At 60.3% G+C, this 19,127-nt stretch carries 19 protein-coding genes; 6 read left to right on the top strand and 13 right to left on the bottom strand.

From position 1 onward, the window contains the following. Positions 1-46: 46 nt before the first annotated feature. Positions 47-295: a Flp family type IVb pilin gene (locus ACO07N_RS12880; RefSeq protein ID WP_421981399.1), complete on the bottom strand. Its 249-nt coding sequence runs from the start codon at positions 293-295 to the stop codon at positions 47-49. A 538-nt stretch (positions 296-833) separates the two neighbouring features. On the opposite strand from ACO07N_RS12880, the gene ACO07N_RS12875 reads away from it, so the two are divergent. The 5 genes from ACO07N_RS12875 (at position 834) to ACO07N_RS12855 (ending at position 5,087) form a co-directional block, all read left to right on the top strand. Continuing rightward, positions 834-1,211 (top strand): pilus assembly protein N-terminal domain-containing protein, encoded by a 378-nt coding sequence (locus ACO07N_RS12875; protein ID WP_421981398.1) that lies wholly within the window; start codon positions 834-836, stop codon positions 1,209-1,211. 98 nt (positions 1,212-1,309) lie between these two features. Beyond that, a complete protein-coding gene (locus ACO07N_RS12870; RefSeq protein ID WP_421981397.1) occupies positions 1,310-1,792 on the top strand; it encodes a TadE/TadG family type IV pilus assembly protein in 483 nt (160 codons plus the stop codon). Beyond that, positions 1,776-2,390, top strand: a complete 615-nt coding sequence (locus ACO07N_RS12865) for a TadE/TadG family type IV pilus assembly protein (protein ID WP_421981396.1) — start codon at positions 1,776-1,778, stop codon at positions 2,388-2,390. Before ACO07N_RS12870 ends, ACO07N_RS12865 begins: the two co-directional genes overlap by 17 nt. A 118-nt stretch (positions 2,391-2,508) precedes the next feature. Next, entirely contained in the window at positions 2,509-3,921 is a 1,413-nt protein-coding gene (locus ACO07N_RS12860) for a bifunctional enoyl-CoA hydratase/phosphate acetyltransferase (protein ID WP_421981395.1), read from the top strand. Between the two features lie 2 nt (positions 3,922-3,923). After that, complete coding sequence (locus tag ACO07N_RS12855) at positions 3,924-5,087, top strand: acetate/propionate family kinase (protein WP_421981394.1); 1,164 nt, start codon at positions 3,924-3,926, stop codon at positions 5,085-5,087. A 26-nt stretch (positions 5,088-5,113) separates the two neighbouring features. On the opposite strand, the gene ACO07N_RS12850 is transcribed toward ACO07N_RS12855, so the two are convergent. After that, a complete protein-coding gene (locus ACO07N_RS12850; protein ID WP_421981393.1) occupies positions 5,114-5,956 on the bottom strand; it encodes a phosphate/phosphite/phosphonate ABC transporter substrate-binding protein in 843 nt (280 codons plus the stop codon). 176 nt (positions 5,957-6,132) lie between these two features. Between ACO07N_RS12850 and ACO07N_RS12845 the strand changes: the two genes are divergently transcribed. Further along, positions 6,133-6,765, top strand: a complete 633-nt coding sequence (locus ACO07N_RS12845) for an HAD family hydrolase (RefSeq protein WP_421981392.1) — start codon at positions 6,133-6,135, stop codon at positions 6,763-6,765. A gap of 20 nt (positions 6,766-6,785) precedes the next feature. Here ACO07N_RS12845 and ACO07N_RS12840 read toward each other — a convergent pair whose 3' ends face one another. From ACO07N_RS12840 to deoA, 11 genes are all read right to left on the bottom strand, one after another. Beyond that, entirely contained in the window at positions 6,786-7,814 is a 1,029-nt protein-coding gene (locus tag ACO07N_RS12840; protein WP_421981391.1) for a histone deacetylase family protein, read from the bottom strand. Between the two features lie 67 nt (positions 7,815-7,881). After that, entirely contained in the window at positions 7,882-8,880 is a 999-nt protein-coding gene (locus ACO07N_RS12835; protein ID WP_421981390.1) for an aldose epimerase family protein, read from the bottom strand. Positions 8,881-8,945: 65 nt separating this feature from the next. Next, on the bottom strand, positions 8,946-10,445 hold the full coding sequence (locus ACO07N_RS12830; protein WP_421981389.1) for a phosphomannomutase/phosphoglucomutase: 1,500 nt from the start codon (positions 10,443-10,445) through the stop codon (positions 8,946-8,948). A gap of 61 nt (positions 10,446-10,506) precedes the next feature. After that, positions 10,507-11,019 carry a retropepsin-like aspartic protease family protein gene (locus ACO07N_RS12825; RefSeq protein ID WP_421981388.1) on the bottom strand — a complete coding sequence of 171 codons (513 nt, stop codon included), beginning with the start codon at positions 11,017-11,019 and terminating at the stop codon, positions 10,507-10,509. Positions 11,020-11,087: 68 nt separating this feature from the next. Further along, entirely contained in the window at positions 11,088-11,987 is a 900-nt protein-coding gene (locus ACO07N_RS12820; protein ID WP_421981387.1) for a ribokinase, read from the bottom strand. Between the two features lie 14 nt (positions 11,988-12,001). After that, positions 12,002-12,631: a uracil phosphoribosyltransferase gene (gene upp / locus ACO07N_RS12815; protein ID WP_319385794.1), complete on the bottom strand. Its 630-nt coding sequence runs from the start codon at positions 12,629-12,631 to the stop codon at positions 12,002-12,004. A gap of 287 nt (positions 12,632-12,918) precedes the next feature. Further along, positions 12,919-13,764 (bottom strand): DUF2306 domain-containing protein, encoded by an 846-nt coding sequence (locus tag ACO07N_RS12810; protein WP_421981386.1) that lies wholly within the window; start codon positions 13,762-13,764, stop codon positions 12,919-12,921. A 417-nt stretch (positions 13,765-14,181) separates the two neighbouring features. Then, a complete protein-coding gene (locus tag ACO07N_RS12805) occupies positions 14,182-15,423 on the bottom strand; it encodes a DUF1688 family protein (protein ID WP_421981385.1) in 1,242 nt (413 codons plus the stop codon). 15 nt (positions 15,424-15,438) lie between these two features. Beyond that, a complete protein-coding gene (locus ACO07N_RS12800; RefSeq protein WP_421981384.1) occupies positions 15,439-16,434 on the bottom strand; it encodes an adenosine deaminase in 996 nt (331 codons plus the stop codon). Between the two features lie 64 nt (positions 16,435-16,498). Next, entirely contained in the window at positions 16,499-17,719 is a 1,221-nt protein-coding gene (locus ACO07N_RS12795; protein ID WP_421981383.1) for a phosphopentomutase, read from the bottom strand. A gap of 79 nt (positions 17,720-17,798) precedes the next feature. Beyond that, positions 17,799-19,115, bottom strand: a complete 1,317-nt coding sequence (gene deoA / locus ACO07N_RS12790; protein WP_421981382.1) for a thymidine phosphorylase — start codon at positions 19,113-19,115, stop codon at positions 17,799-17,801. Between the last annotated feature and the right edge of the window lie 12 nt (positions 19,116-19,127).

The raw sequence follows: 19,127 nt of genomic DNA, 5'->3' as shown, positions 1-19,127 counted from the left end.
TTTCGTTTCAGAGCACCTGACCAGGTGCCGTAAAGTCTTTCGACGATTACTTGATCGAGTCGTCGAGCTTGCCAGCGATGTTGCTGAATACGGCAGTCAGGGACGTACCGGCCAGTGCAACAGCGGCGATGATGACGATGGACAGAAGACCAGCGATCAGGCCGTATTCGATTGCAGTTGCGCCAGATTCGTCTTTAGCGAAACGGTTCATAAGAGATTTCATTGTATTTGCTCCAAGTACCACTGAGTTGACAGCTTCAAGTTCGCCGGATCTTTTTTTGGTCCGTTCGAACATGAACTCACCTTAGGGCTCAGAGCTTTCCAACCAGTTAAAGCGACCACAGAAACCAGCATTAATCGTGATATGTTTAACTATAGTTAAAATTTGGTATAGATAAAAAATAGTTAATGCATACATAGTATCGCAGTATTGTTATAAACGAATTCCTTTTTTCTTTTTTATATTCTAATTCTGCTTATATCTTCGCAATTCTTCTCAAAGTCGAGCGTGTAGTTTGCCGACTTCCTGCCGGTGCATACTTTCAAGCCGCTCGAATAGATGGCCATTTCCATTCTTTCGCGGGCACTTTCTTCGGAACTGTTTCGAAAATCATCTCAAAACAATTCGAACGCAACCAGCCCCCTGACAATAAAGTCAGTGTTTTCTAAATTTCGCGGCGTTAGCAGATCGTTCACCACGTTTGCGGCATCATCTCGTAAGGATCGACACGAATGGAGTATTCATAAGCATGTTTATGAACCTAATCAGATGGACTGGCGTGCTTGTGTTGGCAGTTCAAGCAAGCACCGCAATGGCTCAGGATGGACCGGTAATGGTGACAGTGGATCGTGCGAAAATCTTCCGGATTGAAGATGGCGCGTCTGCCGTGATTGTTGGCAACCCGTTCATAGCGGACGTCTCGCTGTTCGACGACAACACGGTCGTCGTCACCGGCAAGAGCTACGGTTCGACCAATCTGGTCATTCTGGACGCCGACAGCAAACCGATCGTCGATGAAGTCATAACAGTGCGCGCTTCCGACGAAGATGTGGTCGCCGTCTACCGCAAGTCCATGCGCACATCCCTTTCCTGCAGCCCGAGCTGTGAGCCGACGCTTCGCCTGGGCGATGGTCTGGAAGCTTTCAAGAATGCAGCTGATCAGGCCACCAACAGGAATTCACTGGCGGCCGAGGCTGCGGGCGTCGAGTAACCGCCCAGAAACGTGAGAGAACGATGATTGGCAGATTGAGACGCACGTGCTTCCCAGGCAGGAGAAAGATCAAGTCTTTCGCGAAGGACCGGGACGGTGTGACCGCTGTCGAGTTTTCGATGGTGGCTCTGCCATTCTTCATTATCGTTTTCGGTATCATCGAAGTCGGCGTGTCGATGTTGGTGAACCGCATGGTCGACAACTCGGTGATCAGCGCCGCCCGCATGATCAGAACCGGTCAGGCGCAGACGAGCGGCCTGACGGCCGAGCAGTTCAAGACTCAGATCTGCGATTTCATGCCTTCATTCATGTGCGATGCCGACCGGATCGTCGTTGAGGTCGACAGCGTCGGGACATTTGCCGACGCGGGATCGACCGACAGCCTTTACGACGCCGACGGCAACCTGAAGGATGACGACGATCTTGCCTACAATATCGGCGGCGCCGGAAACATCGTCATCGTCAAGGTGATCTACAAGTGGCCGATGATGACCTCGGCGCTGAACCTCGCGCTTGATGACAACGGTACCGAACGCTATCTCACCTCAACCTTGGTATTCCGCAATGAACCCTGGGAATGATGTCAGAAACAGCTTCATTGACACGAAGCAAATCACATCGGACGCCGCGAAAGGGCTTTGCAAGGACGAACGTGCCGTCTCGGCGGTCGAGTTCGCCATGATCCTGCCCTTCATGTTCCTGCTGCTGATCGGCATGACCGAACTGGCAGAAGCGCTCAACCAGGACCGGAAAGTCAGCCGCATCGCGAACTCCATCGCCGACTTGATCGCCCAGGAAGAGGGTGTCTCGACCGGTGACCTGGATTCCCTCCTGGTGATCGGCGAAAAGATCCTGGATCCCTACCCCTCCGACAATCTCCAGGTCATCGTCGCCAGCATCACGTTCGATGAAGACGGCGATGCCACCGTCGACTGGAGCAGGGACTCAGCCGGCACGGAACCCTGGTCTTCGGGAGCTGTCCCGCCGATCACGCTTCCGGGAACAGTTGCCGTTCCCAACTCCTCCATCGTGGTTGGCCAGACGAACCTGACCTACACACCGAACTTCACCAGTCTGTTCACGGGGATTTTCAACTGGAGCCCGTCCGCGCTCGACCTCAGCGACACCTATTATCTTTCGCCGCGGATCACGGGAACGGTAACCTGCAGCAATTGCTGAGCTGATCATTCCCGCCTGATACCGAAACTTGCGTATTTGTATCGTCGTACAATCCGGGTAATCTCACGGATAAATGTTGCGCTGCAATATTCCCTGTAGATCCTGGGTGAGACGACCGATGCCGACAAACAAGACCTTCGAACAGATCAATTTGGGCGACTCCGCGGAAATCGTGCGGGAGTGTTCCAGCAACGACCTGCTGGTGTTCGCGCACGCCTCGGGAAACCACAACCCGATTCACCTACCCGACACCGACTGGACAGGTGACGGTATCGTCGACAAACCTGTCGCGCCCGCGATGTGGGTCGGTTGTCTGGCATCCGCGGTCCTGGGAAATATCCTGCCGGGGCCCGGAACCATCTACAAGTCGCAGTCCTTCCGCTTTCTCCAAGGCGCCGCCGTCGGTGACCAGCTGCACGTTAAAGTGACGGCAAAGGAAAAGCGGCCGGAGAAAATCATCGTTTTCGACCTGACCGTGACGCGCGGCGACGGTGTCCGGTTGGTGGAAGGCGTTGCAGAAGTCAGGGCGCCGGGCGAAACCATCGAATTCGATGCAAGCAACATCCCTGCCCTGCTGGTCCAGCGGCACCGCCATTTCAACAAGATGATCGAGCTTGCCAAGACGTTGCCGGCGCTGCCGACGGCCGTGGCTGCACCTGATGATCCCAACTCGCTGGAAGGCGCGCTGATGGCCGCGCGCGAAGGTCTGATCCACCCGATCCTAATCGGAGCGAGGGACAGGATTGAAGGCGCCGCGAAGGAACTCGATGAAGATATCAGCGCCTTCCAGCTGATCGATATCGAAGACGAGATGGAGGCTGCGGGCCGCGCGGTCGCACTGGTACATGAAGGCAAGGTCAAGGCGGTGATGAAAGGTCATCTGCACACTGATCACCTGCTTCATCACGTCGTGAAACGTGACGGCGGACTTCGTACGAAACGCCGGATCAGCCACGTGTTCGCAATGGACATCCCGGGCCGGAAAACACCAGTCCTCATCTCCGACGCCGCAATCAACATCACGCCGGACCTCAACACCAAGGTGGACATCACCCAGAACGCGATCGACGCGGCGATTTCGATCGGCCTCGAAACGCCGCGCGTCGGCATTCTGTCGGCCATCGAGACGGTCAATCCCGCCATACCGTCCAGCCTTGATGCCGCGGTGCTGTCGAAAATGGCCGAGCGCGGCCAGATCACGGGTGCGATCGTGGACGGTCCGCTGGCCATGGACAACGCGATCGATGTGCAGGCGGCCCGGACGAAGGGCATCACGTCGCTGGTCGCGGGTCACGCGGAAGTTCTGATCGTTCCCAATCTCGAAGCAGGAAACATGCTCGCCAAAGAGTTGACGTTCATCGCCCATGCGGAGGCCGCCGGCCTCGTCATCGGCGCCAAGGTGCCCGTGATGCTGACCAGCCGTGCCGATGATGGCCGGGCGCGTCTGGCCTCGTGCGCGCTCGCGATGCTCTATACGCACTGGCAGACAACCGGGAACCCCGCCAGTATCCTGGACCGCGAGGCCGACTGAACATGGCCCCGGTCATCCTCGTCCTCAATTCAGGATCCTCGTCCATCAAGTTCACCCTGTATCACGGAACGCAAACGGAACTGTCCGGGCAGGTGTCCGGGCTTGGTGCATCCCCGCATCTCAGTCTAACCTCGCACGCCGCGTCGCTGACGATCGACCGCGACCTTTCCGAACATGACGGGCGCAACCACCACGACGTCCTCATCGCCCTACTGCCGATCCTGGAAGCCGCATTGAAGGGACGGCACGTCGATGCGGTCGGGCACCGGGTCGTGCACGGGGGAACCGACTATGTGCAACCGGTGCGCATCGATGCATCCATTCTGGACAAGCTCAAGGCACTCGAGCCTCTCGCTCCCTTGCATCAACCACACAATATCGCCGGTGTTCTGGCCGCGCAGGATGCCTTTCCGGAGGCCGCGCAGGTCGCCTGTTTCGATACCGCGTTCCATCGCAAACATCCGTGGGTCAACGACACGTTCGCCTTACCGCGCTCCTTTTACGAGGAAGGTGTCAGGCGCTACGGTTTCCATGGCATGTCCTATGAGTATATCTGCGACTATCTGAAACGAAATCACCCGGACGCTTACGGCGGCAGGGTCGTTATCGCCCATCTCGGCAACGGCGCCTCCATGTGCGCGATCCGAAACGGGCAGAGTGTCGGCTCAACCATGGGCTTCACCGCCCTCGACGGACTGCCGATGGGAACGCGCTGCGGACAGCTTGATCCCGGCGTCGTGCTCTATCTCCTGACAAGCAAGGGCATGTCAGCGGACGAGGTGTCGGATCTGCTTTACAAGGACTCCGGCCTGAAGGGCCTGTCCGGAATCAGCCAGGACATGCGCACGCTGTCGCAGAGCAACGATCCCCGCGCCAAGGAAGCGATCGACTATTTCGTCTTTCGCATCAGGCGGGAGCTCGGCGCCATGTCCGCCGTGCTGAGCGGTCTCGACACTTTTGTCTTCACGGGCGGCATTGGCGAGAACGCGGCAAATATCCGTTCGCGCGTGTGCGCAGGTCAGGACTGGCTCGGGATGGAGATCGATGAAGGCAGGAATGACGAAAACCGGATCGACATCAGCACGGACGCCTCGCGCACCAGCGTGCTGGTCATTCCGACGGACGAGGAAGAAATGATCCGCAGGCATACCGAAGCCCTGATGTGACTATGTGACTTTGGCGGTGCGCACCGTCAATCGCGAGCGAGAACCTTGGCGAAGTCGTCTTCATACGTTCTCAGAACGGGCCTGTAGTCGGCGTGCACGACCGGCTCGAACCCGCCCGGCAGATCCGGCTCGATGGCGAGATACGCGTCGGGCGCTTCGCGGCGCAGATCCATCAGGCCGGCGCGGAGGCGGCGCTTGAGCGCGTCCGGCAGGTTCTTGGCGACCACGTGCGCCGAATAGGGAATGGGGGGCGACCGCCAGACGATTTCAAGATCGCTGAACCCCTTTGCGCCGGACACGTAGTAGTCGTTCAACGTTCCGGCCGTGAACCCGTTCTTCGCCTCCCCGGCCAGGCTCGACCACGCGAGCGACGCCTGGACACGTCCGTCAAGGATCGCTCTCAAGCCCTCGAGCGGGTTCTGGACTTCGACGAGGGTCTGGAAATGCGCGCGGGCGTTGACCCCGTCCGCGGCAAGGTTGGCCAGCGGCACCCGGTACGCGGCAACGGCATGCTTGTTGCCGACGGCGAGACGCGTGCCCTTGAGGTCTTCTAGCGACGTATTCCCGGCCCCGCGCTTGCTGACCAGAATTGCATAGAACCGGGCCGGAAAGTCGTCGGGGCCGGCGGTTACGAGCGGCTCGACGCAGTCGCAGATCCTGTGTGCCGCCGCATATGCGGACGGAGACAGACGGACGTAGTCGATTTTTCCGTCCACGATCCTCTCGATCGCATCTCCAAGCGTATCAAGCAAAAACAGGTCAACCGGCAGATCGACGATCTCTTCCATGGCAAGCCGAAAGGGCTCCACACGGTCACGGGCGGTGTCATCCGCTGCCACGACCACGCCGAGACGCAGACGATCCGGCATGTCCCCGGATGCTTCGGCCTGCGCGGCGTTTACCCAGCCAAAGGTGCAAAGAATCACTGCAACAAATTTCACAAACCTGGTCAGCAAGGCCACAGTCCTGTCATAAACCTTTGAGTAAGTTGCGAAAAATTCCCCGCATGGTCGATCGCCCGACCACCATCAAATTGGATCGAATTATGAACAATTCTATCACGACGGTTGTCTTCGATATAGGTAATGTGCTGCTCGAATGGAATCCTGAACATCTTTATAAGAAACTCATTCCCGATGCGCCCGAGCGAAAGCGCTTTCTTGACACGGTCTGCACGCCGGACTGGAACCTCCAGCAGGATCTTGGCCGCACCTGGGAAGATGCCGTTGAGACCTTGTCAGCCGAACACCCTGACAAGGCCGACTTGATCGCCGCCTACTCGGATCGCTGGCACGAAATGGTTCCAGGTGAGGTGCCGGGCGTGCGAAGCCTGCTGCTCAATCTGAAGTCCAGCGGCACGCCGCTTTACGCCATCACCAATTTTTCGTCGGAAAAATTCGTGGAGGCCCAGGACCGGTTTCCGTTCCTCAAATCGAGCTTCGCAGACATCGTCGTGTCTGCGGAGGAACGGCTTCTGAAACCCGATCCCCGGATCTACCACGTGCTGTTCGAACGCAACGGCCTTGCGCCGGAGACTTGCTTCTTCATCGACGATTCAGCCGCAAATGTTGACGCGGCCCGCGGCCTCGGCATGGCAGCCCACCACTTCCGGACAGCGGACGCACTCGCGGAGGAACTCATTCAGCTCGGATTGTTGCCCGACGGGGAAACGCGGTGACGCCGACATAGAGCAATACCCTAGCCCGAGTAACCGTCCAGGACATTCACGCAATTGGTGCCGAGCTCTTCCACGGCGTAGCCGCCTTCCAGGATGAACAGCGTCGGCACGCCCACCTTGGCGAGCCGTTGGCCGAGCAGAAGGTAGTCGTCACTCTTGAACCTGAACCCGGCGATCGGGTCCTTCTCGAAACAGTCCAGCCCCAATGAAACGATCAAGGCGTCGGGCTTGTAGACCAGCAGCCAGCGACACGCCTCTTCCAGCGCGGGAACATAGTTCTCCCAGTCCGTTCCGTGCGGCAGGGGCCAATTGCGGGTGAACCCTGTTCCGGCGTGTTCACCGGTCTCGTCGGCAAAACCGAGGAAATAGGGATATTCGACCTTCGGGTCCGCATGGATCGACAGGAACAGAACATCCGGGCGGTCATAAAAGAGCGCCTGCGTGCCGTTTCCGTGGTGATAGTCGACGTCCAGGATGGCAATCCGGTTCATGCCGCCGTCGCGAAGATATTGCGCCGCAACCGCCGCGTTGTTGAAAAAGCAGTAGCCGCCGAAGAAGTCGAAACCCGCATGGTGTCCGGGTGGACGGCACAGCGCAAACGCGGAGGTTTCCCCTTCCAGGAGAAGCTTTGACCCCGTCAGGGACGTCTCTGCCGACGCGCGCGCGGCCGCGAAAGTGTGTTCCCCAAGAGGCGTTCCGGCATCCATCGAATAGCGGCCGAGCAGTCCGTCGATATGTTCTATCTCCACATCCTGGCGCAGGCTTCGAATGGGCCACACGAAAGGAAAGGCCTCCTTGGTCCGTCCGGCCTCGGTCCACTTGCTCCAGAAACTTTCAAGGAAGGACACGTAATGCGGAGCGTGCACCCGGTGGAGGCACCGCATGGCAAAACTTTCGGGTGCAATGATCTCGCCCAGCTTGCGATCCTTCACGGCCTTGAGGACAAACTCGGCCCGGGAGGGTATCTCGACCGCCGGTTTCAATTCGCCATCGGATATTTCCTGAAGCGGCGCATGGGCGAGCTGAAGGTCAGAAAAAACCGTTTTCATGATCTGTCCCTTCCGTTGCCACCGTTTTGGTCTGTCTCTGCCTCAGGCAGCCTCAATGTAACCCATCTCAGGAAAAACGGAATTCCGTTACGTGCGTGTATGTCTCTGACGGATGCAGCAGGACGGGAGTGAAGTTTTCCCGGTTGACGCTGTCCGGCCACCTTTGCGCCTCCAGGCACAGCCCGGCATGCGCCCCGTAGGATCTGCCCCCGAGACCGGGAACGGGAACATCGAGACGCGCTGCATCATAGAGCTGCAGACCGGGCTCTGTCGTCCAGACCTCCATGCGGCGCTCGCCGTCCTTGTCCTCGAGGGCCGCTGCAAACTCGACGGCCTGCCGCGGTTGCGCGGCCAGGCAGAAATTATGGTCGTAGACGACGTTCTCCTCACCGGATCTGCGTTTCAGCTTGCGGCCGTCGCGAAAATCATACGGGGTCCATTCCACCCTCCGGACCTCACCCGTCGGGATCAGGGCATCGTCGACCGGAAGATAGTTTTCCGCTGCTATTTCAAGATTATGGCTCAGAATATCAGCGCCGCCGTCCAGATTGAAGTAGCTGTGCTGGGTCAGGTTGACCGGCGTGGTCCGGTCGGTCGTCGCCGTGATCTTCACGCGCAGCGCACCCGCTCCGGTCAGGGTGTAGCGCACCAATGCCTCGACGCGCCCGGGGTACCCCATATCGCGGTCCTCCGACACAAGCTTCAGGAGCACGCTGGCCTTGTCATGCTGTTCCAGCTGCCAGTTTCTGCCGGAGAAACCCGCCGCGCCGCCGTGCAGGTGGTTCAGGCCACCATCATTGCGGTCAAGCTGATACGCCGTTCCCTCGACGGTCATCCTGCCGCCGGCAATGCGGTTGGCGCACCGTCCGGCGATCGCACCGAAATAGGGAGAATGGTCGAGATAGCTTTGCAGGTCTTCAAAGCCGAGAACGACGGACTGGCCATCGACCTTCAAGTCGCGGATGATCGCGCCGAAGGTCAGCACGGAGGCTTCGAGCGGTCCCTTTTTCAAGGTGACTTCCCGAACGGGTGAGCCGTCCGGCAACGTGCCGAATTCACTGATCATGTAGTCTCCCGGGAAACCCGACTGCCCCGCCGCAAGGTGACCGCGTGCAGGGCACAAAGCAAGTCCTAAATCGTCTGGTTGTACTCACCGACCTCAGTGTTCTCGCGCAGAATGCCATCCACGGCCCTGAACATGTCGTGGAGACGTTCCTCGGAGACCGGACTCTCGACCACGACCACCAGTTCCGGCTTGTTGGAGGATGCGCGCACCAGGCCCCAGGTTCCGTCATCGCTCACGACCCGGATGCCGTTCACGGTGATAAGATCCGTGATCGCCCTGCCGGCGACGGTGTCCCCGTTTTCCTTCATCTGTTTGAACCGCGCAATGACACGGTCGACGACATCGTATTTGACCTCATCCGCGCATTTCGGCGACATGGTGGGCGAGCCCCATGTCTTGGGAAGATCCCGGCGCAGATCCGCCATCGACTTGCCCGGGTTCCTGTCGAGCATGTCCAGGATCGCGATTGCCGACACCAGACCGTCGTCATAACCGCGCCCGATCGGCGCATTGAAGAAATAGTGACCGGACTTTTCAAACCCGACAATTGCGTCCAGTTCGTTGACGCGGCGCTTGATGTAGGAGTGTCCCGTCTTGAAATAGTCCGTCTTCGCGCCGTTGGCCTTCAATACGGGGTCGGTGTGGAAAAGGCCGGTCGATTTCACGTCAACGACAAACTGGCTGCCGGGATGAAGCGCTGAAATGTCCCGCGCCAGCATGACACCGACCTTGTCGGCGAAAATCTCCTCGCCCTCGTTGTCGACGACGCCGCAGCGGTCTCCGTCTCCGTCGAAGCCCAGTCCGACTTCCGCACCCACTTCCAGAACCTTGTCCCGAAGCGCGTGCAGCATCTGCATGTCCTCCGGATTGGGGTTATAGCGAGGGAACGTGTGATCAAGCTCTGCATCGAGCGGAATGACCTCTGCGCCGAGCGCCTCCAGGATCTTCGGCGCGAACGCGCCCGCCGTACCGTTGCCGCAGGCCGCCACGACCTTGATCGGCCGCTTGAGTTTCGGACGGTCCGTGAGTTCCCTGGCATAGATGTCGGCAAAGCCGTCGACGAAGCGGTAGCTGCCGCCCCCCTTGAGCTCGAAAGCGGCCTCCAGAACGATTTCCTTCAACCGCCCCATTTCTTCGGGCCCGAATGTCATCGGCCGGTCGATGCCCATCTTGACGCCCGTCCAGCCGTTGTCGTTATGCGAGGCGGTGATCATGGCGACCGCAGGCAGGTCCAATGCGAACTGGCCGAAATAGGCCATCGGCGACAAGGCCAGACCGATATCATGTACGTTGACGCCCGCTGCCAGAAGACCGTTGATAACCGCCATCTTGATCGATGCGGAATAGCCGCGGAAATCGTGACCGACAACGATGTCGGGACGCACACCGCGTTCGTGAATAAGTGTGCCGATCCCCATCCCCAGGGCCTGCATCCCCATGAGATTTATCTCTTTTTCAAACAGCCAGCGCGCATCGTACTCGCGAAAGCCCGTCGGCTTCACCATCGGCAGGCTTTCATATTCAAGCGTGTTCGGCGTCAGGCTCGGGAGGGGTTTGGGAAACATCGGTTCCTCACATTGGATTGAAGGATAGGATCGGGACCCGCATGCCGGCTCCGGGTCAGAATCACTGGACAAGCACGAGTGTACCACTTGAAATGTCGAACCGCTTCAGCTGGCCGAGTGCGGACATGCCGAGCAGCGGTACACCCAAGCTGTCGTCTTTCAGAACGATTGCCTCGACATTCCGGAACCGGATTGCGCCGATCCTGATCTTGTCGATCTCGGCGCGCGCACCATAGACCGTGCCGTTTGCCGTACCGATCGGATGCTTGTAGTCGGAGGCGGACAGGAAGATCCCGATGTCACTGGCGACCGAGGCGGGCAGGGCCGTCAGGGTCGCACCTGTGTCGACAAGCATGTCCACGCCGCGCCCGTTCAGATACGCATCGGCGACATAGTGTCCCCGGCGGTCAACGGAGATCCGGTGCCGTCTCGGGCCGGAGCTCTCCTCCTCGTCCTCGCGCTCCCGTTCGGCGCGCTCTGTCCGGTCGGCCGCTCCAAGCCGCGCCTCGACGAGGCTCGGCACCACAGGTGCCAATCCGACGAGCAACAGCAGAATGACGAGGTATCGCAGCATGGGTTTCCCGGGTCTTTCCAACAGACACCCGGCTTACCACGGTTTCCTTAGCGGCCAGTAAAGCCAATTCAGACGATTTGATCTGCGAAGCGGCGAATGTCCTCGCGGCGCGGCGCGCTCGACTGCGCACCCGTCGCCATGCAGGCCAATGCACCCGCGGCGACACCTTCCTTCAAGGCGCGCCCGATGGGTGTTGCCGCATCCAGTGCAGCGGCCAGCGCCCCGCAAAATGCATCGCCCGCGCCGGTCGTGTCGACGGCCTTGATGACCGGAGAGGCAACCTCGAACCGGTCCCCGGCAACGCCCCCCTTCACCCCTTTCGCACCCAGGGTCACGACAACCCGGCGGGTGCCTGTTGCAAAGCGTCCGATAAAGGCATCGAGATCCGCAGCCAGGCCCGCGCGCGCGGCGATGTCCTGCGCCTCGCTCTCGTTGACAACCAGCGTATCGACCGCATCGAGGCCGGAAACGATGTCTTCCCGCGGCACCGGTGCCGGGTTCCAGAACACGCCGGCGCCGATCTCGCGGGCACGCCCGATTGCCCGGGTCATCTGGCCGAAAGGCACTTCTCCCTGCAGGAGCAGCGTGTCAGCGTCAGAAAGACATCCTTCGAGCCAGTCGGCCTCGACGCGGGCATTGGCGCCGCTGGCGACGATGATCTGGTTTTCGCCACCGGCGTCGATCCCGATAAAGGCAAGGCCCGACGCGCCGGGCAAGGAGCGGACCGCCGACAGATCCACGCCAGCATCGCGCATGTTGGTCAGGGCGAGCGGTCCGAAGGCATCCTGACCGACCGCACCGACCATGCGGACCGACGCCCCGGCGCGGCATGCCGCGAGCGCCTGGTTCGCGCCCTTGCCTCCCGGAAAGGTCTGATGATCCGGCCCGCTTACCGTCTGCCCCGCCTTCGGCAGTTCCTGAACGGCGACGACAAGATCCAGATTGATGGAGCCGAAGACCGTGATCATGACAGGCCCGCCGGTTACTTGGTGCCGTACATCCGGTCGCCAGCATCACCGAGACCGGGAACGATATAGCCTTTTTCATTCAGCTTCTCGTCGATCGCCGCGGTGTAGATCGGCACGTCCGGATGCATCTCGTTGAATTTCGCGACACCTTCCGGCGCGCCGAGAAGGCACAGGAAGCGGATGTTGTTGGCGCCGCGTTCCTTCAGTTTCTGAACCGCGGCAATGGCGGAATTCGCGGTGGCCAGCATGGGGTCGACAACGATCACCAGGCGCTCGTTCAGGTCTTCAGGTGCCTTGAAGTAGTATTCGACCGGCTGAAGGGTCTCCGGATCGCGGTAGAGGCCGACATGTGCAACGCGCGCAGATGGGACCAGTTCCAGCATGCCTTCCAGCAAACCGTTGCCCGCGCGCAGGACCGAGGCGAAGACGAGTTTCTTGCCCGCAAGCGTCGGCGCCTGCATTTCGGCAAGCGGCGTCTCGATGGTCTGGCGGACCAGCGGCAGATCACGGGTGACCTCGTAGCACAGCAGTGTGGAGATCTCGCGCAGCAGACGCCTGAATCCCTGCGTCGATGTTGCCTTGTTGCGCATGATGGAAAGTTTGTGCTGAACCAGCGGGTGGCTGATGACATTGGCTCCGGACATAGAAGCAGACCTTTCGTAACACATTGCGGCCATTTGCAAACTCAAGTGACTGATGTCAAATGGCTTTCCGGCGTTGTTATTGCTTTTGGCAGCCGCCTGCGACCGTCGATGGCGGCCTCGTTTGAGGCTTTGGCGGGTATCGGATCGCAGATTGAGCAGCTACCCCTGTAAGGGTGTTCTTACCTTGGTAGCACGCGGAAAGAAAATACTAAAAGCAGCAAAAGGAACTCAGTGCCCGGGCTGTGAAAAAGCCGCAGCGCTCGTGGCGGCATTTCCGGGCACCATCCTCAGATCGCCGGGTAAGGTTGCCGCGAAAAGTGTCCTGTCCGGATGGTTGAAGCCGCGTTCGGTGCGTACCGCGCTGCCGGCAGCGAGCCTTCTGTTTGCATGGAGGTCTTTCCTCGCTGGTTCCTCACCCTTGCGACGATCCACTCGCCCACACCCCAATTTATGAAAAATGTCGCGACGATTGTGACGGCGTACTGGATTGTTATGGCCTCGAAACTCCAGTCTGCCGATCCGGCAATCGCACCTGACGCCAGCAGAAGACGCGCCGTCACGACCATCGCAAGACAGGCGTAGCTGCGGATGATCCAGGCAATGTGCCGCTCCAGATCGCCGGAGACGATCGCGTGAACAGCCATGATAGTCGCAACGCACCAACCGGCGGCACCGGCCGTGTAGGCGATGCTGGTCACCAGCATGTCATGGTGAAGCGTCCATGCCAGCGGGACCGCCGTCGTTGATGCGATCACGGACGACACCACGTAGGTTTTGCCAAGAACCCTGTGCCAGCGTGACTTGGTACCGCGCAGTATCAGGAGGAACTGGACAGCGCCGCTGACCATGGCGAGCGTGCCTGCGATACCGTGCGCAAAGAACGGCAATTTCGGATGCGCTGCGGCCATCTTGAGGAACATGACCGTTCCGTAGACGAGGGGAAAACTGTCCCGGACTGGCGCACCCAGTTGCCAGGCGACGTAAAAGATCATCTTCCAGGCCATGAAGGCCGCAAAGACCAGGCAGAAGAGCAGCAAAAGAGCCGCCGTGACCTGCATTGCGTTTTGCCGGCCCGCCACGTTTTGCAACATGACCACACAGCATTTGGCGTAATCGATTGGCGCTGGTCGCATCAGAATGTCCTCGTCGGTGTTCAGCGCGGCAAACAATTTGCCGTCCCCAAGGACAATCTGTGCGTTAAGGGGGGTGCTTACCTGTGATGCGGGACACTCCACAAGTGCAACGTTTCCGACGCTTGCACTTAAAAGAAGAAAATGCCTGACCCTAGGGTACGGACCCATAAATGAAGCCGATTTGGCGGCAGAAATGGCAAAATCTCGCGAGGAAGTGTGCGCAGAGCGGGCTTTATGCCCGGTCAAGCGCGGTGACGTTGCGAGGTGAAGCCATTTTGCCGTCCTTTGGAATTGGCCGTTTTGGCCATCTGCCACGTCGCGAAAGGCTTGAAAATGAACCACATTTCCTGCGCTTTCGCTCCTCGCAGTTGGTCAAAACGATCCAAACCAAATTGACTTCATTTTTGGGTCCGTACCCTAGGCCCCGAACGGCAACCAGAAAACACCGCCGGGATTGAGAAAACGCCCGAGTTTTTCCAGTTCGCCTTCGGTTTGCCGCAAGGCGCGTTCCCCGGCGCGGCTCGTTCCCCCTTCAAGGATGCAGGTCAGGGGCAATTGATCTTCCGGCACTTCGAGCTCCGTCCTCAAAAGGTCCGCGAGCCTGTCGGTCAGCGCGGTGGTCACGCCGCGGATCTCGACCATCCTGTCGCGCACGCTGTCCTCGGTCGGGGATTCCGGACCATCCTTGATCTTCAACACACCCGAGAGAACAAACAGCGCAGCGTGCATGTCGTCCGCCGGGGCCGTCAGAAGCTCAAGGTCCGCGACCTCCAGACCGGCCCACGCGTAGGGCTCCACGAGGGAGTAGACCATTTCCTGCGCCGCCATGTGGAAGGGATAGATGCTCGCGTTTTCCACACCGTTCAGCGCCGAATGCGCGAAGCTGTCTCCGAGCGTGATCTCACCGCTTTCCGCCCCGCCCGGCCAGACCGGCGCGAGCGCTTCGAGCAGCCTGTCCAGCAGGTTCCGCGCGCTGACGGCGCCTTCAGCCTCACGTGCGGCCCGAACCATGAGAAGGCCCGGACGCGTGAAATAGCCTTCGGAAAACAGATCGGACCGCAAGGCCAGCGCCTCGCCCAGGCGCTTGAGGTGTTTCTGCATGGCTTCCAGCAGATCCGTGTCGTCCTGAAGGTCCCATTGCAGGCCCGATGCGAGTTCGTCCTTTTCCATGCGAATGAGCGTTTCGGCGTCAACGCGATAAGGATCTGTCATCTCGCTGGAAAACGATCCGGCCGCGAACATGTGGAAGGCCGCGAGCGCGGATGCATGTTTGCCGGACACGCGCGTGCCCGTCATGGGATCCTCGAACGCCCACCCCGCAGGATGCATCGTCTTCATGTAGGCGGCCAGGATTGCCAGGTCGGCGGCCGCGGTAAGCATGTGTTCCGCACCCTCGAACGAACGCGCGTCCGCGAGAGCGGCCCAGCGGTCGATGCCGCCCACCTCGAAGTCCCGCCAGACCCCGTAAGGCGGGATATGAAAGTCCGGATAGGTTTCCTTGGTGGTTTCCAGCAGAACCAGCAGCGCATCACCAAGGTGGGACAGATCCACCTGAACGTGTCTGAGTTTCCCGTCCGCGGCGAGCGTGAGCAGATCCTGCGACCTGCGCCGAATTTCGCGCGGATCAAAATAGGCCAGTGCCGAACTTTCGCTCGCCATGCCGGGTCACCTCCCTCAGTTCCCGCTGGTTTCCTGTACCGCGCTTTCCAGCCTCACCAGCAGACGGTTCCTGGTGGCCGCATCGCAGAAAGCGGCTTCGATCGCTGTCCGCGTCACCGCGATCTGATCCTCAAACGACCAGTTGAATGTTTTTGCGACCGAGCTGTATTCCTTGCCGAGCGTCGTTCCGAAGAATGGCGGGTCATCCGAATTCAGGGTGATCTTCACCCCTTCCCTGCGCAGGATGTTCACGGGGTGAAAGCGCAAATGGGAATAAACACCAAGCGCGACATTGGAGCCTGGACACACTTCGAGGACGATCTCCTCGTCGGCAAGTCTCTTGACCAGGTCCTTGTCTTCGATCGCTCTGACACCGTGCCCGATGCGCTTGACCCGCAGAAACTCAAGAGCCGCGACAACGCTGTCCGGCCCGCCGAATTCACCGGCATGCGCGGTCGTCCCAAGCCCTGCCTCGGCCGCCATGCGGAAGGCCCTGGAAAAATTGGCGGGATGACCGGAGCGTTCGTCTCCTGCAAGACCGAAACCGGTCACCAGCGGATGCGGGGTCGCGATCACCTCCTTGGCGACGCGCTCCACCGAGGCCGACCCGAAATGGCGCACGCCAATCGCGATCATGCGGCCCTCGATCGCTGTTTCCGTCTTGGCCCGCTCGATCCCGGCGGCAAGCCCCTCGACATAGGATTTGTAGGACAGTCCGGCAGCCTGGGCGTGATCCGGCGAAATCGTGATTTCACCGTAGATCGCGCCTTCGGCTGCAAGCATGCGGAAATAGGTTTCCGCCAGCAGCGCATAATCGGACGGTGTCTTGAAAACCGAGCTGGAGACGTCATAAGCCTTCAGAAAAGTGGTGAAGTCGGACCAGACATACTTTCCCTTGCCGTCGATGATTTCGCTTACGTCGACATCATGCTGCCTGGCCAGCCTGCGGACCAGGCTCGGCGGGGCCGCCCCCTCGATGTGACAATGCAATTCAGCCTTAGGAACGTTCACGTTTCACCCATCTCCGGCAGACCGGGGCATGACCTTTCAGCGAGGCCTGCCGCGCTGATCAGTATCAAAGAAAACTCGACCCGTGGGGACCTTGCGCAATTCCGAGATGATCGGCAATGCTCTCGCCGATATCCGCATAGGTCTTTCTGCCACCGATGCCCCGGCCCGTCACGCCGGGTCCGGTCGCGATTACCGGGACATGTTCGCGCGTATGGTCCGTTCCGGCCCAGGTCGGATCGCAGCCGTGATCGGCGGTTAGCAGCAGCAGATCGCCGTCTTTCAACCGGGAAATCATCTCCGGGAGCCGCCCGTCGAAATGCTCGAGCGCGGCGGCGTAGCCGGGCACATCGCGCCGGTGTCCGTAAAGAGAATCGAAGTCGATGAAATTGGAGAAGACGAGGTCGCCGTCTTCCGCCATTTCCATCGCCTCGAGTGTCCGGTCGAAAAGCTGGTCGTTGCCGGCCCCTTTCAGCACTTTCGCGACACCCTGATGCGCAAAGATGTCCGAGATCTTGCCGACACCGATGACGGTCCGGCCTGCTTCGCTCAAACGGTCAAGCAATGTCGGTTCGGGCGGTAGCACGGAATAGTCGCGCCTGTTGGGCGTGCGTTCGAAGGTCTGCGCGCTGTCGCCCAGGAACGGGCGCGCGATCACCCGGCCGATATTGTAGGGGTCGGCAAACTCGCGCGTCGTCTCGCACAGCTTCAGGAGACGGTCCAGGCCGAAATGCTCTTCGTGCGCCGCGATCTGAATGACGGAGTCGGCCGAGGTATAGAAGATCGGCTTGCCGGTTCTGACATGTTCCTCGCCAAGTTCGGCGATGATCTCCGTCCCGGAGGCATGCTTGTTGCCCAGAACGCCGTCCAGCTCCGCCGCGGCACAGATCGGATCGATAAGGTCCGCCGGGAAGGTCGGAATGGTGTTCGGAAAGTAGCCCCAGTCGAAGCGCACCGGTACGCCGGCGATCTCCCAATGACCGGACGGCGTGTCCTTGCCGTTCGATACTTCGGCGGCATAGCCCCAGAGCCCTTCCGGGGCACCGGCATGGTCGAGGCCGGGCACATTCTTGCCGGTCGACAGGCGCGCGGCAGCGCCCAGCCCCAGGCGATCCATGTTGGGAACGGAAAGGGGACCGCTGCGCAGTCCGTCCCGGTCGCCTTCGCTACGCGCGCAGCATTCGGCAATGTGACCCAGCGTGTCGGATCCGGCGTCACCGAAGGCTGCAGCATCCGCCGCACCGCCGATGCCGAAACTATCCAGCACACACAGGAATGCTCGAGGCATGGGTCTCTCCTCAGTTCTCTCTCTTGCCGGTCATTAGAACCGGAGGGGCGCCGGGACCAATGCACCGGCCGGCAGTTGCTCAGGGCGCGATGCGATCAACCACGCTCGGATGATCTTCAACGTCGATGGCCGATCCGACGGAATAGGCATTTCTCACTTCGACTGCCGCCGCCTCGGCTTCTTCTTCCGATCGCGCGTGCACGATGGCCAGCGGTGCATCCGCATCCACGGTGTTTCCGATACCCGCAAGGTCGGTGAGACCGACCGACGGGTCGATCACGTCGGCCGCGGCCCTGCGTCCGCCGCCAAGTGCGACCACCGCGACGCCGACGGCACGGGCATCGATCGCAGTCACCACCCCGTCCATGTCGGCATAGACGGGTGCCTGGACCGGCGCCTTGGCGAGATAGAGTTCGCTTTTTTCGACAAAATCGGCGGGGCCGCCGAGGGCGTGCACCATCTGCCCGAATTTTTCCGCTGCCTTGCCGCTGTCGAACGCTTCGCGCATCATCTCCGCCCCGGCATCAGCCGTCGGTGCGATGCCGCCCGTCGCCAGAAGTTCACCGCCCTGGGCAACGGTCACGTCCCACAGGCGGTTGTCGACCGCCGTGCCTTTCAGGAAGTCGACCGCGTTCTGCATCTCAACCGCATTGCCGGCTGCCGAGGCGAGCGGTTCGTTCATGTCCGTGAGCAGCGCGGTCGTTTTCAAACCGGCTCCGTTGGCAACGAGAACAAGGCTCTCGGCGAGTGCACGCGCCTCGTCCAGGGAGGCCATGAAGGCACCGGTGCCCCATTTCACGTCCAGCACAAGACCTTCCAGCCCGGCGGCCAGTTTCTTGGACAGAATGGACGCTGTGATCAGGTCGATGCTCTCCACCGTCGCAGTGACATCGCGAATGGCGTAGAACCGCTTGTCTGCCGGTGCCAGATTGCCCGTCTGGCCGATCACCGCACAGCCGATGTCGCGCACCACTTTCTTGAACAGCAGGTTGTCCGGCTGGGTCTGGTAACCGGGGATGGTGTCGAACTTGTCGAGCGTTCCCCCGGTGTGTCCGAGACCGCGCCCCGAAATCATCGGCACGGCGGCGCCGCATGCGGCAAGCGCGGGTGCGAGCATCAGAGACACGTTGTCACCGACGCCGCCTGTGGAATGCTTGTCGAGGACCGGTGCCTCGATCTCCTGCCAGTTCATCACGTCGCCGCTGTCGCGCATGGCAAGTGTGAGGGCAACACGCTCATCAATGGTAAGTCCCTTGAAGAAGACGGCCATGGCAAGGGCGGATACCTGCCCCTCCGTGACCGTTCCGTCTGCGAGACCCTTGACGAAAAACGCGATTTCCTCCGCGTCGAGCGTACCCCCGTCGCGTTTCTTCCGAATGAGTTCCTGCGGCAGCATTTTGTTGGATCC

The organism is Roseibium sp. (genome assembly GCF_965229775.1).
In the GTDB taxonomy this organism is placed as follows: domain Bacteria; phylum Pseudomonadota; class Alphaproteobacteria; order Rhizobiales; family Stappiaceae; genus Roseibium.
This window is presented reverse-complemented; position numbering and strand designations above follow the sequence as displayed.

What these genes read in the sequence shown, in the direction of transcription:
- ACO07N_RS12855 (WP_421981394.1), top strand. Translation starts at nt 3,924, where the DNA reads ATGGCCCCGGTCATCCTCGTCCTCAATTCAGGATCCTCGTCCATCAAG.
- ACO07N_RS12860 (WP_421981395.1), top strand. Translation starts at nt 2,509, where the DNA reads ATGCCGACAAACAAGACCTTCGAACAGATCAATTTGGGCGACTCCGCG.
- ACO07N_RS12830 (WP_421981389.1), bottom strand. Translation starts at nt 10,445, where the DNA reads ATGTTTCCCAAACCCCTCCCGAGCCTGACGCCGAACACGCTTGAATAT.
- ACO07N_RS12825 (WP_421981388.1), bottom strand. Translation starts at nt 11,019, where the DNA reads ATGCTGCGATACCTCGTCATTCTGCTGTTGCTCGTCGGATTGGCACCT.
- ACO07N_RS12875 (WP_421981398.1), top strand. Translation starts at nt 834, where the DNA reads ATGGTGACAGTGGATCGTGCGAAAATCTTCCGGATTGAAGATGGCGCG.
- ACO07N_RS12845 (WP_421981392.1), top strand. Translation starts at nt 6,133, where the DNA reads ATGAACAATTCTATCACGACGGTTGTCTTCGATATAGGTAATGTGCTG.
- upp (WP_319385794.1), bottom strand. Translation starts at nt 12,631, where the DNA reads ATGTCCGGAGCCAATGTCATCAGCCACCCGCTGGTTCAGCACAAACTT.
- ACO07N_RS12820 (WP_421981387.1), bottom strand. Translation starts at nt 11,987, where the DNA reads ATGATCACGGTCTTCGGCTCCATCAATCTGGATCTTGTCGTCGCCGTT.
- ACO07N_RS12835 (WP_421981390.1), bottom strand. Translation starts at nt 8,880, where the DNA reads ATGATCAGTGAATTCGGCACGTTGCCGGACGGCTCACCCGTTCGGGAA.
- ACO07N_RS12810 (WP_421981386.1), bottom strand. Translation starts at nt 13,764, where the DNA reads ATGCGACCAGCGCCAATCGATTACGCCAAATGCTGTGTGGTCATGTTG.
- ACO07N_RS12865 (WP_421981396.1), top strand. Translation starts at nt 1,776, where the DNA reads ATGAACCCTGGGAATGATGTCAGAAACAGCTTCATTGACACGAAGCAA.
- ACO07N_RS12880 (WP_421981399.1), bottom strand. Translation starts at nt 295, where the DNA reads ATGTTCGAACGGACCAAAAAAAGATCCGGCGAACTTGAAGCTGTCAAC.
- deoA (WP_421981382.1), bottom strand. Translation starts at nt 19,115, where the DNA reads ATGCTGCCGCAGGAACTCATTCGGAAGAAACGCGACGGGGGTACGCTC.
- ACO07N_RS12840 (WP_421981391.1), bottom strand. Translation starts at nt 7,814, where the DNA reads ATGAAAACGGTTTTTTCTGACCTTCAGCTCGCCCATGCGCCGCTTCAG.
- ACO07N_RS12795 (WP_421981383.1), bottom strand. Translation starts at nt 17,719, where the DNA reads ATGCCTCGAGCATTCCTGTGTGTGCTGGATAGTTTCGGCATCGGCGGT.
- ACO07N_RS12805 (WP_421981385.1), bottom strand. Translation starts at nt 15,423, where the DNA reads ATGGCGAGCGAAAGTTCGGCACTGGCCTATTTTGATCCGCGCGAAATT.
- ACO07N_RS12850 (WP_421981393.1), bottom strand. Translation starts at nt 5,956, where the DNA reads ATGCCGGATCGTCTGCGTCTCGGCGTGGTCGTGGCAGCGGATGACACC.